Annotated in this window: 9 protein-coding genes; 5 read left to right on the top strand and 4 right to left on the bottom strand. The window is 68.0% G+C overall.

The genetic code is table 11. The features are described 5' to 3' along the window. The first annotated feature begins 221 nt into the window (after positions 1–221). Together LWJ43_RS04215 and LWJ43_RS04210 are read left to right on the top strand one after the other, a co-directional pair. A complete protein-coding gene (locus LWJ43_RS04215; protein ID WP_277330915.1) occupies positions 222–1100 on the top strand; it encodes a helix-turn-helix domain-containing protein in 879 nt (292 codons plus the stop codon). Further along, positions 1097–1354 carry a DUF397 domain-containing protein gene (locus LWJ43_RS04210; RefSeq protein ID WP_277330914.1) on the top strand — a complete coding sequence of 86 codons (258 nt, stop codon included), beginning with the start codon at positions 1097–1099 and terminating at the stop codon, positions 1352–1354. Before LWJ43_RS04215 ends, LWJ43_RS04210 begins: the two co-directional genes overlap by 4 nt. A 72-nt stretch (positions 1355–1426) precedes the next feature. On the opposite strand, the gene LWJ43_RS04205 is transcribed toward LWJ43_RS04210, so the two are convergent. The 4 genes from LWJ43_RS04205 to LWJ43_RS04190 all read right to left on the bottom strand — a co-directional run bounded on the left by LWJ43_RS04205 (position 1427) and on the right by LWJ43_RS04190 (position 10282). Then, complete coding sequence (locus tag LWJ43_RS04205) at positions 1427–4606, bottom strand: type I restriction endonuclease subunit R (protein WP_277330913.1); 3180 nt, start codon at positions 4604–4606, stop codon at positions 1427–1429. After that, positions 4603–5808, bottom strand: coding sequence for a restriction endonuclease subunit S (locus LWJ43_RS04200; RefSeq protein WP_277330912.1), 1206 nt, complete (start codon positions 5806–5808; stop codon positions 4603–4605). The genes LWJ43_RS04205 and LWJ43_RS04200 overlap by 4 nt, the downstream gene beginning before the upstream one ends. Positions 5809–5894: 86 nt before the next feature. After that, on the bottom strand, positions 5895–8012 hold the full coding sequence (locus LWJ43_RS04195) for a type I restriction-modification system subunit M (RefSeq protein WP_277330911.1): 2118 nt from the start codon (positions 8010–8012) through the stop codon (positions 5895–5897). A gap of 95 nt (positions 8013–8107) precedes the next feature. Further along, on the bottom strand, positions 8108–10282 hold the full coding sequence (locus LWJ43_RS04190; protein WP_277330910.1) for an N-6 DNA methylase: 2175 nt from the start codon (positions 10280–10282) through the stop codon (positions 8108–8110). 176 nt (positions 10283–10458) lie between these two features. On the opposite strand from LWJ43_RS04190, the gene LWJ43_RS04185 reads away from it, so the two are divergent. From LWJ43_RS04185 to LWJ43_RS04175, 3 genes are all read left to right on the top strand, one after another. After that, the gene (locus tag LWJ43_RS04185; RefSeq protein ID WP_277330909.1) at positions 10459–11685 is read left to right on the top strand and encodes a DNA sulfur modification protein DndB; all 1227 of its coding nucleotides are present in this window, start codon (positions 10459–10461) and stop codon (positions 11683–11685) included. Positions 11686–11741: 56 nt separating this feature from the next. Further along, positions 11742–12368 (top strand): hypothetical protein, encoded by a 627-nt coding sequence (locus LWJ43_RS04180; protein WP_277330908.1) that lies wholly within the window; start codon positions 11742–11744, stop codon positions 12366–12368. Positions 12369–12556: 188 nt separating this feature from the next. Continuing rightward, positions 12557–14347, top strand: a complete 1791-nt coding sequence (locus tag LWJ43_RS04175) for a hypothetical protein (RefSeq protein WP_277330907.1) — start codon at positions 12557–12559, stop codon at positions 14345–14347. Positions 14348–14503: the final 156 nt, after the last annotated feature.

Below are 14503 nucleotides of genomic sequence, written 5' to 3'. Positions count from 1 at the left end.
TGTACCCACTCTTTGGAGGGACCTGCCTGCGAACGCTGTGCAGGCGTGCGAGCGGGTGATTACGGTGCCCGAGCGGGACGAGGCAAGGCGGGCGCGGTGGTTCGGGGGCCGCAGACGCGGGTGATGTCGTCCCGTCGGTTGAGCTGTGAAGTGCTGGCTGTTGTGTGACGGTTGGGCGCGACGGACGTGGTGCGTGTGCGTACGGGGACAGGCGGTGGCGGATGACGCAGGACGAGATGGATGCGGGCGTGGGTACGGAGGAGGGCGCGGAGCGCTCGGCCGGGGAACGCTCGGAGGGCAGGTCGGAGAACGGGGTTGCGGTCGCGTTCGGGCGGCAGTTGAAGCTGTTGCGAGTGCGGGCGGGGCTGGACCGGGTGGAGTTCGGCAAGCGGGTGGGGTACGCGGCGCAGTCGGTGGCCTCGTTCGAGCAGGGGCGGCGGGTTCCGCAACCGGAGTTCATCGACAAGGCGGACCGCGTGCTGGACGCCGGGGGACTGCTGGTGGCGTTGAAGGAGGAGCTGGCTCGATCGCAGTACCCGGCGTTCTTCAGGGACATGGCCGGGCTGGAAGCCGGTGCCATAGCGCTGTCCGTATATGGCGTCTACGCGATCCCCGGTCTGTTGCAGACTACCGAGTACGCGCGTGCTGTCTTCCAGATGCGGCGCCCCTTGCTCGACGACGACGCGATTGAGCGGGGGCTCTCAGGTCGGTTGGCGAGGCAAGCGATCTATGACCGGCAGCCAGCTCCGTTGCTGAGCTTCATCATTGATGAGGAGGTGCTTCGGCGACCTATTGGCGGACAGGCGGTGCTGTTTGGTCAGCTGGAACAACTACTACTCATTGGCCAGAAGCGTAACGTTGAAGTTCAGGTGATGCCGACTGGCAGGGAGGATCACGGGGCACTGGGCGGGCCGTTCACACTCATTGACACGGTGCAGGGGCAGCGCATTGCCTACACCGAAGCGCAAGGTGACAGCCGTATGTACACAGGCCAAGCGAAGGTCCGCCAGCTCGAAGCCCGCTATGGCATCATCCGATCGCAGGCGCTCACCCCACGTGAGTCTTCGGAGTTCGTTCAGAAACTTCTGGGAGAGAAATGACCGTTCGACGCACTGAACCGACTGCGCCAGAGTTGGAGTGGTTCAAGAGCAGTTACAGCACCGGCGACGGCGGCGAGTGTGTCGAGGTCGCCTGGCGTAAGAGCAACTACAGCACCGGCAACGGTGGAGAGTGCGTGGAGTTTGCCGCCGCCGCCAACCACGTGCACATCCGCGACTCTAAGCAGGCCAGCGGCCCCGTGTTGACGGTCGGCTCCGGAGCGTGGGCCGGGTTCGTCGGGCTCGTCGTCGGCTGAGGAGCGTAAGCGGGAGGGCCCCATCGCACGCCGAACCGGCGTCGCGTCGGGGCCCTCCCGTACGTGGGGGACCTACTCGTCCACGTTCTCCTCGCGGCGGATCATCCGCCACGCTGCCCGGCGTGCGCTGCGGTCAAGGTTGGACCGGAAGCTCTTGTCTGGGCCGAAGTACTGACGCCCTATGCCGGCGGTCGTCTCGATGTGGTCGGCCATGTTGTCGGCGAAGGCCCGGTCGAAGACCTTGCCGAAGTTGGTCTCGTCGTTGACGACGGCCGCCGCCCTGACCTTGGGGTCTTCCGTGGTCTTGTTGAACGGCTTCCGGACGTCCTCCTCCGTGAAGTCCGTGCCGAACTTTGCGTTGAACGCCTCGATCAGCTCCGACAGCAGCGACTTCTCCGCCTCTGCCGCGCCGCCCGTGCCGTCACCGAAGCCGGGGAGTTGGGCGGACCCCTCGGGGGTCAGGGAGACGTCGTACTCGCCGGTCTTCTCCACCCGCAGGTGACTGAGGTCGATCTCGCCTATGTCGACGCCACCGTCCGCACGGCGGGGGAGCCGGTTGAGGAGGTAGCGGCCGTAGAGGTGGAGCCGTTCCAGCTCGGCGTCGCGGTACGGGACGATCTGCGCGAGGAAGCCGTACTTGCGTACGTAGTCGTTGAGGTCTGCGCGGAAGTCCTCCGCCGTCTCCACATCGTCTTCTTCCTCGCTCTCCATGAGCGGGGTGAAGCGGGCGACGGCGGGGGAGAGGAGCCGGTACAGCTCCGCGTGCAGCTTCTCCCACTTGGCCTGCGAGCCGGCCGCCTTCTCCTTCGCCGCGAAGTACGCCGCGGCGAACTCGTCCATCTCCGACTCCGAGATGATCGGCGCCGACATGACCCGGCTCTGCGCGGTGTAGAGCAGGTTCGGGTCGGAGGGGAGGGTGTTCGCCTCCTCGAAGTACGGGCGGAACGCGTCCCGGATGTCCTCGGCGTCGTTCGCGAAGTCCAGGACCGCGAGGTCCGCCTGGTTCTTGCGGTCGGCGGTGCGGTTGAGCCGGGAGAGGGTCTGCACAGCGGAGATGCCGGTCAGCTTCTTGTTGACGTACATGGTCGTCAGCAGCGGCTGGTCGAAGCCCGTCTGGTACTTCTCCGCCACGACCAGGATCTTGAACTCCTGCTGGCCCCGGCCGCCCGCGCCGACCGCCTTGTCGTCGGCTCGGGTGTAGGCGAACGCCTTCGGCAGCGCGCTCTCGGCAATCCCGCCGTTCTCCTTCGGCTCGGTCGTCTCTTCGTCGTCGATCGTGAGCGATCCGGAGAAGGCCACCAGGACACCCAGGTCCGGGAACTTGGTGTCGTACTCCCGGTCCTTGATGTAGCTCTTGATCGCCCGTGCCATCTCCACGGCCGACTGCCGCGAGGACGTGACCACCATGGACTTGGCACGCCCACCCAGCCGGCCGTGGGAGTGCGTCAGGAAGTGCTCGACGATCACCTGGGCATGCTGGGAGACCGTGTAGTCATGGGTGAGCGCGTACCGGGCGAGCAGGCTGTTGGCCTTCGAGGGGTCCACCTCACGCTCGTCCGGGTTCTGGTTCACCAGCTTCCAGTACGTGTTGTACGTGACGTAGTTCCGCAGCGGGTCGAGGATGAACCCTTCCTCGATGGCCTGGCGCATGGAGTACGTGTGGAAGGGGCGGTAGGCGGACTTGCCGTCCACGGTGTCCTCTGTGCCGAAGAGTTCGAGCGTCTTCGCCTTCGGGGTGGCAGTGAACGCGAAGTAGGAGAGGTTCGCGGCCTGTGAGCGCTCCGCGGCCTTCTTCTTCAGCTTCTCGTCGAGCGTGACGGTGGTGGCGCCCTGGTCCTCCGAGTCGGAGTCCAGACCGAGGTCGCGCAGGGCCGCACGTACGGCGGTTGCGGCGTCGCCGGACTGGGAGGAGTGCGCCTCGTCCACGATGATCGCGAAGCTGGTGCCCTTGATCTCGGTGGGGTTCTGCTGGATGTAGTTCAGCAGCGCCGGGAACGAGTGCAGGGTGACCGTGACGATCTTGCCCGTGTCACGGGAGAGCGCACGGGCGAGCTGCTCGCTCTTCGAACCGTGCTTCTCGTCCACCTTCACGACCAGGCCCTCGATCTGCGAGAAGCTGCCGACCGTCTCCCGGAGCTGGGCGTCGAGGTTGCGGCGGTCCGTGATGACGATGACCTTGTCGAAGACCGGTGCACCCGGCTTGATCCGGCCGGCGGAAAGCGCGTCGGGGTCGAGGGTGCGGGGGTCGGTGTCGGAGTGGAGGTCGCTCAGGCGGTGGGCGAGCCAGCCGATGGTGTTCGACTTGCCGGAGCCGGCGGAGGCCATCACGAGGTAGTTCTGGCCCACGCCGAAGGTCGCTGCGTGGGTGGTGAGCTTCTTGACCACGTCCCACTGGTGGAAGCGCGGGAAGATCGTCGACTTGGTGGTCCCGCCACCGGGCGTCTTGGTCTTCTGCTGGTGCACATACCGCTGGAGCAGGTCCAGCCAGTTGTCCCGCGCCCAGACCTGCTCCCACAGGTAGGAGGTGGCGTACGTGCCGTACGCGGTGGGGGCCGGGTTTCCGGCGCCACCGGGCAGGCCGGCACCGTTGGAGCCGGTGTTGAAGGGCAGGAAACGGGTGTTCTTGCCCCGGAGCTGGGTGGCGACGAAGACGAGGTCCGGGTCGACCGCGAAGTTGGCGATGACCCGGCGGGTGAAAATCAGCTCGGTGGGGTCGCGGTCGGTGCGGTACTGCTCCTTGGCGTGCTCGACGCCTTGCCGCGTCAGCGGGTTCTTCAACTCGGCTGTGGCGACGGGGATGCCGTTCAGGAACAGCGTCAGATCGAGCTTGTTGCCCCAGTCGGCCTGCTTGGTGGCGTAGACGAGTTCGCGTACGACGGTGAGGCGGTTGGCGCGGTAGCCGTCGAGGACGGAGTCGCCGGCGACCAGGTTCGGCTTGAAGTAGGCGACGCGGAGGCGGACACCCCGGTCCTTGACGCCGTTGCGGAGGACGTGGAGGAGACCGTCGTCGCTTATGGCCTTGTCCAGGCGCTGGGCGAAGCCGCGCTGGGCGGCGTTGGGGTCGTTGCCGTAGACGGCGAGGAGTTCATCCCAGTCGCGGGGCTGGCTCTCACCGAGGAAGGTGAACAGCTCGTTGGTGTCCAGGCCGAGGTCGGCCTCGTAGGCCGTAGGGCTCGCCTCGTGCCAGCCGCGCTCGGTCATGGTCGCGACGATGGCATCGCCGAAAGCGGACTCGCTGTGGATGGGGGTCATGCCTGCACTCCGTCCCTGACGTTGCGGCCGCTGGCGGTGGAGACATCGAACTGGCCGGTTACGGCGGCGGTAATGAGGGCCTGGCGGCGTTCGGCGAGGAGCGTGAGTTGCGAGTGGAGGGCTTGAACCAGCTCCTCCTGGTGGTGTGAGTGTGAATCAAGACTCCTCACTAGGCGATCTTGAACTTCCTGCTCCGGGAAAGGGAACCTGTATCCGCGCAACTGTTCACCGGTGAGGTGGGAGATCGTGGTGTTGTTCCCCTCGATGGCGAAAACATTCTGAGCGGTAGCTGCGCGCAAGCAATAGAAGAGCCAGCGCGGCGACGTGTATCCTCTGGCTCGAATTCGATGAAGGGCCTTCTGGTAGTAGATCTTGTCCATTCGGCCGTCCCAGATGGCTGCTCGACCGGGTTCCCCGCCCTCGCATACCAGCAGATCGCCGGGGTGCAAGGCGTACCGATAGTGTTCCTCGGGTGGGAAACTCATTTCTAGTAGATCATCGGTTGTGATGCGATCCCACTGCACATTTGTGTTTCTTAGGTAGGGGGCCGGATGCGTTCCTCCGGCTCTTTCCGGGTTAAGCATCTTGCCGAGGAGTACTTCGAATTGGTAGCTGACAGGCATGATCGACCAGTCTGCTGGGATGTTGCCAAGCCAGTTAATGCCGCTCGGCTTGCGTAGACCTGGCTCCGTCTGGCCTCGCACGGTGTTGAGAATCAGGCTGTTCGTGCGTTCCCGAAGCACGACCAACTGGCGATTTCTCGCGTGGCTCAGAGAGTCGATGCGGCCGGTCTCGGCGTCGAGGAAGTCGGCAATTCGGCGCTGCTCATCCAATGGGTAGGACGGGATCTCGAGCTCTCCGATCAGAGCTGCGCTCAAGTTCTGGAGGCCGGTAGTAGTGGAGCTGAGCTTCCGGATCTGCTGTTTAGCGTCGGTGCTGTTGAGGAAGTACCAGGAGAATCTAGAGCTATGTGTAGGCGGGAAACGTAGCCGCTGCAGGAAGTTCGAGAAGTGCATACCCGATGCACCGCGATCAACATAGCCAGTCTTTCCTAGGTGGGCGTCACTTCCGCTTGAGCGGACTACCAGCAGGTCGCCTACTAGTAGCCGGGTACGCGAAGCGTCGCGCCAAGGCAAGGAGCGGACTGCCGGATTGCGCGGGTCAAGCCACCCCTTCAGGTCGATCTCGGTTGATCGGAGCACGGGGACTCCGCCATCGTCCTGTGGTTCTTCTCCCCAAGTTCCAGCGCTCGTGCTGAGAAGTGCGTACTTCAGCTTCGTCCGGGAAGTCACTCCGTCACCTTGCCCAGTAGCGTCTGGATCTCAGCCTCAAGCGTCTTCAACTCCGCGTCGATCTCCGCCAACGGCCTCGGCGGCTCGTACACATAGAAGTGCCGCGTAAATGGGATCTCGTACCCCACCTTCGTCTTCGTGTGATCAATCCATGCGTCCGGCACGTGTGGGTGTACCTCCCGCTTCAGGTACTCCTCCGTGTCCTCGCCCAGCGGCACGTTCTCGAAGTCCCGCAGCTCGCTGTCCGGCTCCGGCTCCCCGCCCTTGACGAGCTGCTTTTCGCCCTCCGGGTCCCGCACCCCCACCGTCTCTCGCAGCGCCTTCGTGAACGGCGCGCCCGCCGGCCCCTGGACGCCGGCTTCCGCCATGGCGTTCCGTACCGCGACCTGCGCCTCGGACTTGGTGTCCCACTCGCTACCCAGCAACGGGCTCAACGCATCGCCCAGCACCTGCGCCTCAGTGTCGGCCAGTTTCTGGAACTGGGCCTGCTCCTCGTCCGTCAGCTTCCGGCGGGCCTTCGCCTTCGCCGCCAGCTCTGGCTCGCGCGGCAGGAAGCGCTCCTCCGCCCACTTCTGCACCGGCTTTGACGCGAGCAGCGCCGCCAGCGTCTCCTCCGTCAGCTCGAACCGCAGCTTCAGCGGCCGCTCCACCGTGATCCGCTGGTAGCCGAACGCCGTGTTGTCGAAGACCTTCACCTTGGCGTGCATCGGGTGTTCCGGGTCCGCCGCGGCCGTCACAGCCTCCCCGTACAGGCGTGTGATGTCGCCGATGTGGTTCGGCTTGCTGCCCGTACCGTCGCCCAGTTCCTTGCGCTTGTCGCCCAGCGACTTTCGCATCTTCACCCACTGGTCGCGCGCGTCCAGCAGGACGACCTTGCCCTTGTGCTGGGCGTCCTTGCGGTTCGTCAGGATCCAGAAGTACGTCGAGATGCCCGTGTTGTAGAAGAGCTGGTCCGGCAGGGCGACGATCGCCTCAAGCCAGTCGTTCTCCAGGATCCAGCGGCGGATCTCCGACTCACCCGAACCGGCCGCACCCGTGAAGAGCGGGGAGCCGTTGAAGACGATGGCGATGCGCGAGCCGCCCCCGCCGTGCACGTCCACCGGCTTCATCTTCGAGATCATGTGCTGGAGGAAGAGCAGCGAGCCGTCGTTGATGCGGGGCAGACCCGCGCCGAAGCGGCCGGAGTCGCCGAGGTTGCTGTGCTCGTACTCGACCTCCTCCTTGACCTTCTTCCACTCCACGCCGAACGGCGGGTTGGCCAGCAGGTAGTCGAACTTCTCCCGCTTGTGACCGTCGTCCGAGAAGGAGTTGCCGAACGCGATGTTCTCCGGTTCCTGCCCCTTGATCATCAGGTCGGACCGGCAGATCGCCCAGGACTCCGGGTTGAGTTCTTGGCCGCTCACCTCGACCGTGGCGTCCTCGTTGTACGCCTTGATGTAGTCCTCGGCAGCGCTGAGCATGCCGCCGGTGCCGCAGGCCGGGTCCATGACCGTGCGTACGACTCCCGGCAGGCTCAGTGCGTCGCCGTCCGGGGCGATCAGCAGGCTGACCATCAGCTTGATGACCTCGCGCGGGGTGAAGTGCTCACCCGCGGTCTCGTTCGACTGCTCGGAGAAGCGACGGATCAACTCCTCGAAGATGTACCCCATGTTGTGGTTGGAGACGACCTCGGGGCGCAGGTCCAGGTCCGTGAACTTCCCCATGACCTGGTAGAGCAGGTTCGCGCTGTCGAGCTTGCGGATCTGCTGGGCGAACTCGTACTTCTCCAGCACCTCGCGGGCGTTGGGCGAGAAGGCGCCGATGTAGATCTGGAGGTTCGTGGCGGCGTTGTCCGGGTCACCGGCGATCTTCTTCAGCGTCAGGCTGCTCGTGTTGTAGAAGGAGTGGCCCGACGCCCGCGGAAGGAAGTAATCCGTGTCGAGGTCCTGTTCCTTGCACCGGACGACAGCCTCCGCGACTTTCTCCCGCGTCGGCTCCAACACGCATTCCAGGCGGCGCAGCACCGTGAACGGAAGGATGACCTTTCCGTAGTCGGACTGCTTGTAATCGCCGCGCAGAAGGTCGGCGACGGACCAGGCGTGGTTCGCCAGCTCCGTGTGCTTGCTGCTGTTCAAGGGATTCCCCGGTTTCCTTTCGGACCCCCCGCTCTCCGGTCTACCGGAGCGGGTACTGACAAGTGTGGTGGTTGCGTGAAGGCCGTAGTGCCGATTCAGGCCGATTCCGCGGCGGCCCCGCTGCCGGCCGCCGCCGGGGCCGACGGGACCAGCCCGCCCCCCGTCAGTCCGCCGACCAGCAGCCGCGCGGTTTCCTCGGCCAGTTCCGTGGCGCGCGCGGCCTCGGTTCTCAGCGCGTGGACGCGGCGGAACGCCTCGCCGTAGCGTCTCTGCTCCTCCAGCGGCAGCAGCGGTACGCGCAGTCGGCCCGGGCTGACGTGAAGCACCGTGCTGCCCGTCGACGCGCTCGCGATGTTCTCCTCCGCGCCGAGGAAGCCGGCCAGGAACCACGGATCGAGCCTTGCCGGATCCGGTCGGAACAGGTGGACCTGATGGCCGAGCAGCGCCCCGGCGTCCGCGTCGTCCGCCACTCGGGCCATCGCGCCGCTGCCCCCCGCGACCGCCCGTACGAGCACGTCGCCCGCCGCGATCACCGGCGCCCCGTCCGCCCGCAGCCCGCTGGGGTCACCCGACGGGGCCGTGCCGCGCGCGATGTCCAGGCCGGTGAGCACGGCGGTCACCGATGCCGCACCGGCGGAGCCCTTGGAGTCCGGCGCCGTGCGCAGCAGCGTGAGCGCACCGCCCCGGGACAGGTCCGACGCCGTGGCCGTGCGCCACACGCGCGGGGCGGGGCCGGCCGCGCTCCAGTCGTCGTAACCGGCCGCCCTGCCCAGCGACTTGGCACCGGCGACGAGCCGTCGGCGTACCTCGTCCACTTCCCGGGCCAGCTCCGCCGGGGCGACGTCCGTGCGCGAGGCGCGTACATGGCGGGCGGGGGAGAGGTCCACGACGTCGTCCAGGAGGTCGACCACCGGGACCGCGCGGGCGGTGCCCGGCTCGTCGGCGTACGCGTCCGGGTCCTTCGCGAAGGCCGACCACTGGGTGAGTGCCGTCTCGGTGAGTGCCGTCCAGTTCATTGGGGTGCGGCCGGTTCGCGTACCGGAGGCGGTGCCGCCCGTGCGTGTGCCCGGGCCGGTCGCCGTGTCGGCGCCCGTTCCCGCCGCCTCGGACGTGTCGATGAACAGGACCGACGTGTGCGCGGGGCCTGCCGGCTCGGGACGGCGCAGCACCCAGATCTGGAGCCCCACATGGAACGGCGCCGCCGCGCCCGGGGGCAGCGCCACCACCGCACGCAGGGCGCCGCTGCGGACCAGCTCCATGCGGACCCGGCGGCCCGAGGCGCGGGAGGCGGTGGCCGGGGGGAGGAGCAGGACGGCGTGGCCGCCCGGCACCAGATGGGCCAGCGCGTGCTGGACCCAGGCGAGCTCGGACTCGGCGCGCGGCGGTACGCCGTACGCCCAGCGGGCGTCGTACGCCAGCTCGTCGTGGCCCCAGTCGCGGTCGCCGTAGGGCGGGTTGCACAGGACGGCGTCCACGGTGGCCCCGCCGAACGCGTCCGCGCGGAGACTGTCTCCCGCACGCACCGTGATGTCCGCGTCCGGGGCGGCCAGCAGCAGGCTCACCGCACTGCGCTGCGCCTGCACGGTCACGCTGTCCTGGCCGTACAGCACCGTCGCGCCCCGCCGGGCGGCGGCCGACAGCAGGGAGCCGCTGCCGCATGCCGGGTCCATGACCTGTGCGTACGGTCCGGGCACCAGGCGGGCGACCAGGTCGGCGAGCTGCACCGGGGTGCGGTAGGTGCCGCTTGCGGCACTGTCCTCCAGCTCCCGCTCCGCCAGCACGGCCAGCGCTGCCTCGCCGCTCGCGTCGTCCTGTACGCAACGCAGCAGCGCCCGCAGGACATCGACGTCATGCGCCGCGAAGTGGACGGCCTCCGCACCGGGGACCAGCTCCGCGAGGTCGGCCACCGCCCTGTCGGCGCGGGTGACGAGCTCGGCGTCGGACAGGCCGGCCAGCGCGGTCCGCTCCTCGGGAGTGCGCCGGGCCGTGGCCAGGACCAAGGGGAGCAGGGCGCCGGTCATGCCGCCACCCCCGGGGTGCAGCCGCAGCGTGGTGCGCAGCTCCTCCGCGGGGTCGGCCGTCGAGGCGTGGCCCCGGGCGCCGAGCCACTTCTGCACGTCCACCAGGTCGTAGAGAGGGCTGCTGTCGGTGCCCCCGGACGGCGCGGGGAAGTCGTCGTGCCGACGGCGCCAGTTGCTGACGGTGGCGCGCGTGACTCCGGCGATGCGTGAGATCTCGGCGGCGGTCACCTGGGCTGGTGGCTGGGGCATGGCGGGAGTCCTGGGCCTCTCGGTAGCTGACAGCTCACAACTTACACCGTCGGTCAAACGCGTCAAGCTGTTTGACAATGCTTTCACTGTGATGCTTCTCTGATGTTGCTTCCAAGTGAAGGTGCTCGGCCCGAGGGGGGTCCGAGGAACTCGCCGATCCCGTGGGGGGAATCGCCATGCGCATCACCATGCCGACCGCTGTCGTCGAAGGCACCCAGCTCACCGTCATGCCGTTCCGGGCGGACGCCGTGATCGGGACCATGTCCGTCCCGACGCTCGTCCAGCTCGTTCCCTCGCCCCGCCGCGAGGAGGACACGAAGACGCTCAAGGCCGCCTCCGGCGCCGTGCGTCGTCACGCCGAACTGCGGTCGCTCGTGCAGCGGGCGCTGAAGTCCACGCAGAAGGGGAAGAACGTCGGCTCGTACGCCGAGTACATCGCCGACGGCGTCAAGGGGGAGCTGGGCGCCGGCTGGTCCACGCCGCCGATCACCTTCTGGCACGCCGGACCCCTTGCCGCGCTCAGCGACGAACTGCTGCCCGGCACCGGACTGCGGACCCTGACCATCACGCCCGGCACCTCGGTCGTCGCGATCGACGGCGAGACCCAGACGACCGCCTGGCACGAGCTGTACGACGACCCGGAGCACTTCGGGCTCACCTACGCCGAACTCGCGACGATCCGCGTGCCGTTCGAGCTGTACGTCGACCTGAGCGTCGCCGACGCGCGGCAGATCTTCTACGACCGCAACGTCCAGGGCGTGACCGTCGCGAAGAACCTGGCGATGTCCATGGACCAGCGGGACTTCGCCACCCGCCTCGCGCACCGCGTCGCCGACGCCGTCAAGGTGAACGTGGATGACAAGCTCGTACCGTTCACGAAGCTCGTCAACGCCAGCAAGCGCCAGGTCGGAAAGAGCGACCCCGAGGTCATCACCCTCTCCGCGCTGCGGGCCCTGGTCATCACGGCGGTCTACGGCCGCAACGGGCTGTCCCGGTCCGCGGAGACCGTCCAGGAGGACGAGCTGCCCGCCGGTACCGACGCAGGTCAGGTCGAGGGACACGTCGTACCGCTACTCGCCCGGCTCATCGCCGAGCACAGCTCCCACTTCGTCTCGCGCAGCGCCCTCACCGCACCCGCCGTGCTCGCCGGGCTGGGGATCGCCGTCCACCACACCACGCCGTGGGCCGACCCGGCGAACGCGCTGAGCACCGACGCGTTGCAGCGGCTCCTCGCCGACATCCAGTGGGAGCGGGAGGCGCGCTACTGGGACGGCGTGGCCGCGAAGGCCGGGGCGACCGGTCGGCTCAACTTCAGCGGCGGCGTGAAGGACTCCGGGGGCCGTGTCGCCGACGCGATGCTCTACCCGGGCACGGAGGCGGGGCGGCGCATCCGAGGCCAGTGACCGGCCTCTTCACTCCTACCGATACCGACACACCTTCACGATCAGGAGACCGCACGATGAACCCCGAGAGCCCGCAGCAGCCCGGCCCGGCCCGCCCCGCCACCCCGCCTCCGTTCGGCCCGTACCCGACCCGTCCCGTACCACCTCCGCACGGCACGTTCCCGGGCGCGTTCATGCCTCCGCCGCCTGTCCCCGGTAAGCCGTCACAGGGCAGGAGGTGGCTCACCCACGGAGCGGTCGGCCTCGTCGCCCTCTTCCTCGGCGTCGGGATCGGCATCTCGGACGACCAGGCCCAGGCCACGGACTCCGCAGGGCCCGCTCCGAAGGTGACCGTCACCAAGACCGTCACCAAAGAGGTCGAAGTGCCGGGTCCCAAGGTCACCGTGACGAAGACCGCGACGGTCACGGCTCCGCCGCCCAAGCCGCCGAAGCCCAAGGGGCCGCCCACCACCGTCGAAGGGGACGGCGAGTACCTGGTGGGGGAGGACATGAAGGCGGGGACCTACAAGACCGCGGGGCCCGACGGGGGCTTCGGGTGCTACTGGGAGCGGGCGAGCAACGCCAGCGGCGAGTTCGACGCGATCATCGCCAACGGCAACCTCGACGGCAGCGGCCGGGTCACGGTCAACAAGGGCGAGGTCTTCAAGTCCACCCGCTGCCAGGAGTGGAAGCGGACAGGGTGAATCGAGCCGGCGGAGAAACCGGAAGCGCGGCACCCCGGGCGCCAAGACTTCTCACTTCTGCTGGTAACTGATGAGGTATCCCGTCGAAGGCGGTTATGCCCTGGCCTACTATCAGGGCGTTCACCTGAAGCCCTGGCCTCCGCGGAGGTCTCGGTACGGCAGTCTGGACCTGGGAGATTAGGGCGCCGATGACCACCGACCCCCTGCCCGTAGCTGGTTTGGCCGAGCTGCGGCAGGCAGAACTCGCGCGCCGCGAGGAGCGCCGGATCGCGCGCGAGAGCGGCGCGATACCCGCCCTGCGCGCCCGGCGTCGCGGCACCCCCGCCCGCGGGACGGAACCCGTCGTCGCGGGCATACCCGACGGTCACGAACCGGCCCCGGCGCACGTCGAGTCCACTCCCCGCATGTCCCTGTCGGCGCGAGCCATGGCCGCGCTGGAAAGGGCCGCGGCCGAGGCAGGGGACATCGGCTTCGTGGACGAGGCGCTCGTGCGTGCGGGCCGCGCAGCCGATCCCGAAGCCGCACTGTCCGAGGACGTCCTCACACTGCTCAGCGGTACGACGCTGTTGCCGGCCCTGAGACATCTGGTCGAGCTCGCCGCGTGCGGCCTCCCCGTGCTCGGTGAGGACCAGCGCACACGAGCGGAAGCCATATGTTCCGGCCGACTGCCCGCACCCGCCGTCGATCCCGACGAGGTCGATGCCTGGCAGTTGCACCTGGAAGCCGCCGAGGCGTTCGGGCATGCCACTCTGTCGACGGCTGCCTGGCAGCGACTGGTGGAGCGCCTTCCCCTCCCGGTCGTGGACGACCTGATCGACCGGGGGAGCCTGCGACGACACTCCGCCACCCACACCTGGCCCATGCAGAGCCACCGGGTGCGCTACGTGACCGCGCGGCTGTCTCCCGAACACCTCGACGACACCGAGCTGGAGGCCCTGGACTGGGAGGACGAGGTATGCCGTCGCATCCTCGGGTCCGGCGGCGGGGTCCACGCGATCGACGGCAGGCACGACCAGTGGAGTCTGCGCTCCGCCCTGCTCGCCGGCGACGTCAGCGTCCTGGACGACGCCGAAGCGTTCCCGGACCACATGCCCGAGGGCCTGGCCGACCTCGTGTCCTCCTTGCAGGAAGTCCGGCGTGGGTGCCCCGTCGGCAGGCAACTGGGCCAGGACCGGTCGCTCTTCGGTATTCTCGAGGACTGCATCCCCGACGGGATCCTCGTCTCCGGAAGGACGGACTTCCACTACTGGGCCGGCACGCGACGCATGCACCGCCTGCTGGACGACATCCACTGGGCGCTGGCCTGTGCGCCGGATCGCCTGCAGGAGGCACTGCGCGCCACCACCCAGCAGGCCTTGGCCGTGCGTAACGAGGAGTCCCGGGGGATGGCCGGAAAGGCCGACCGGGAGGCCCGAGCCGTTCAGGCATATCTCTGCTTCCTCGATGCCGGCCCGAACGACAAGGACCGGTTCGACCGGGGGATCGGTCTTCTGGAGGACGTATTGAAACGAGGCGGCTCACGGCGCGGCGGAGTCGACGGCGAGGAACGGCGTCACATGGCGTCCCTCAGTGAGCTCCTCCATTCCCTGCGGCGTGCGTCGAAGCCGCAAGCGGTCGTCAACCCGTACCTGGCCCTGTGTGTCGAACACGCATCCACCGAGTGGCGCCAGGGTTGGCGTGACCTCCGCGGACAAGCCGCTCCGGACCAACTCGAGTACGTCAACGGTGCCAAGGACCGCGTCCAGCGCATCGAAACCGCTCGTCGTCTGGGCCGGGAACCGGAAACGGTCTACGTACTCCCTTTGAACGAGCGCTTCCTGTGGGTGCCCGGTGTGCGTAACCCGGTACTCCAGCCCGCCCCTCAGCCGATGGAGCGGCGGACCGGTGCCAGCAGCGAGGAAGAACAGCAGTGGACCGCCGACGAGGCGGCCCGAGAAATCATCGGCCACTGTGCCGCAGGATCGAGGAACGACCGCTGATGCCTGAGAAGAAGAAGCCCCGCAAGTCTGCATCTGTGATCCAGGGCCCTACCCCGTACGCAGCGGGTGTGCGCTCCCGGCCTCGGGCGGGCGCTGGCAGGCCGCCTCGTGCGCAGCGCGAGGCCGGTGAGACACAGAGCCGCAATGAAGGAGCTC

This window comes from Streptomyces sp. JH34, from assembly GCF_029428875.1.
GTDB lineage: Bacteria > Actinomycetota > Actinomycetes > Streptomycetales > Streptomycetaceae > Streptomyces.
The sequence above is the reverse complement of the archived record's forward strand: the minus strand, read 5'-3'. Positions and strand labels throughout refer to the sequence as shown.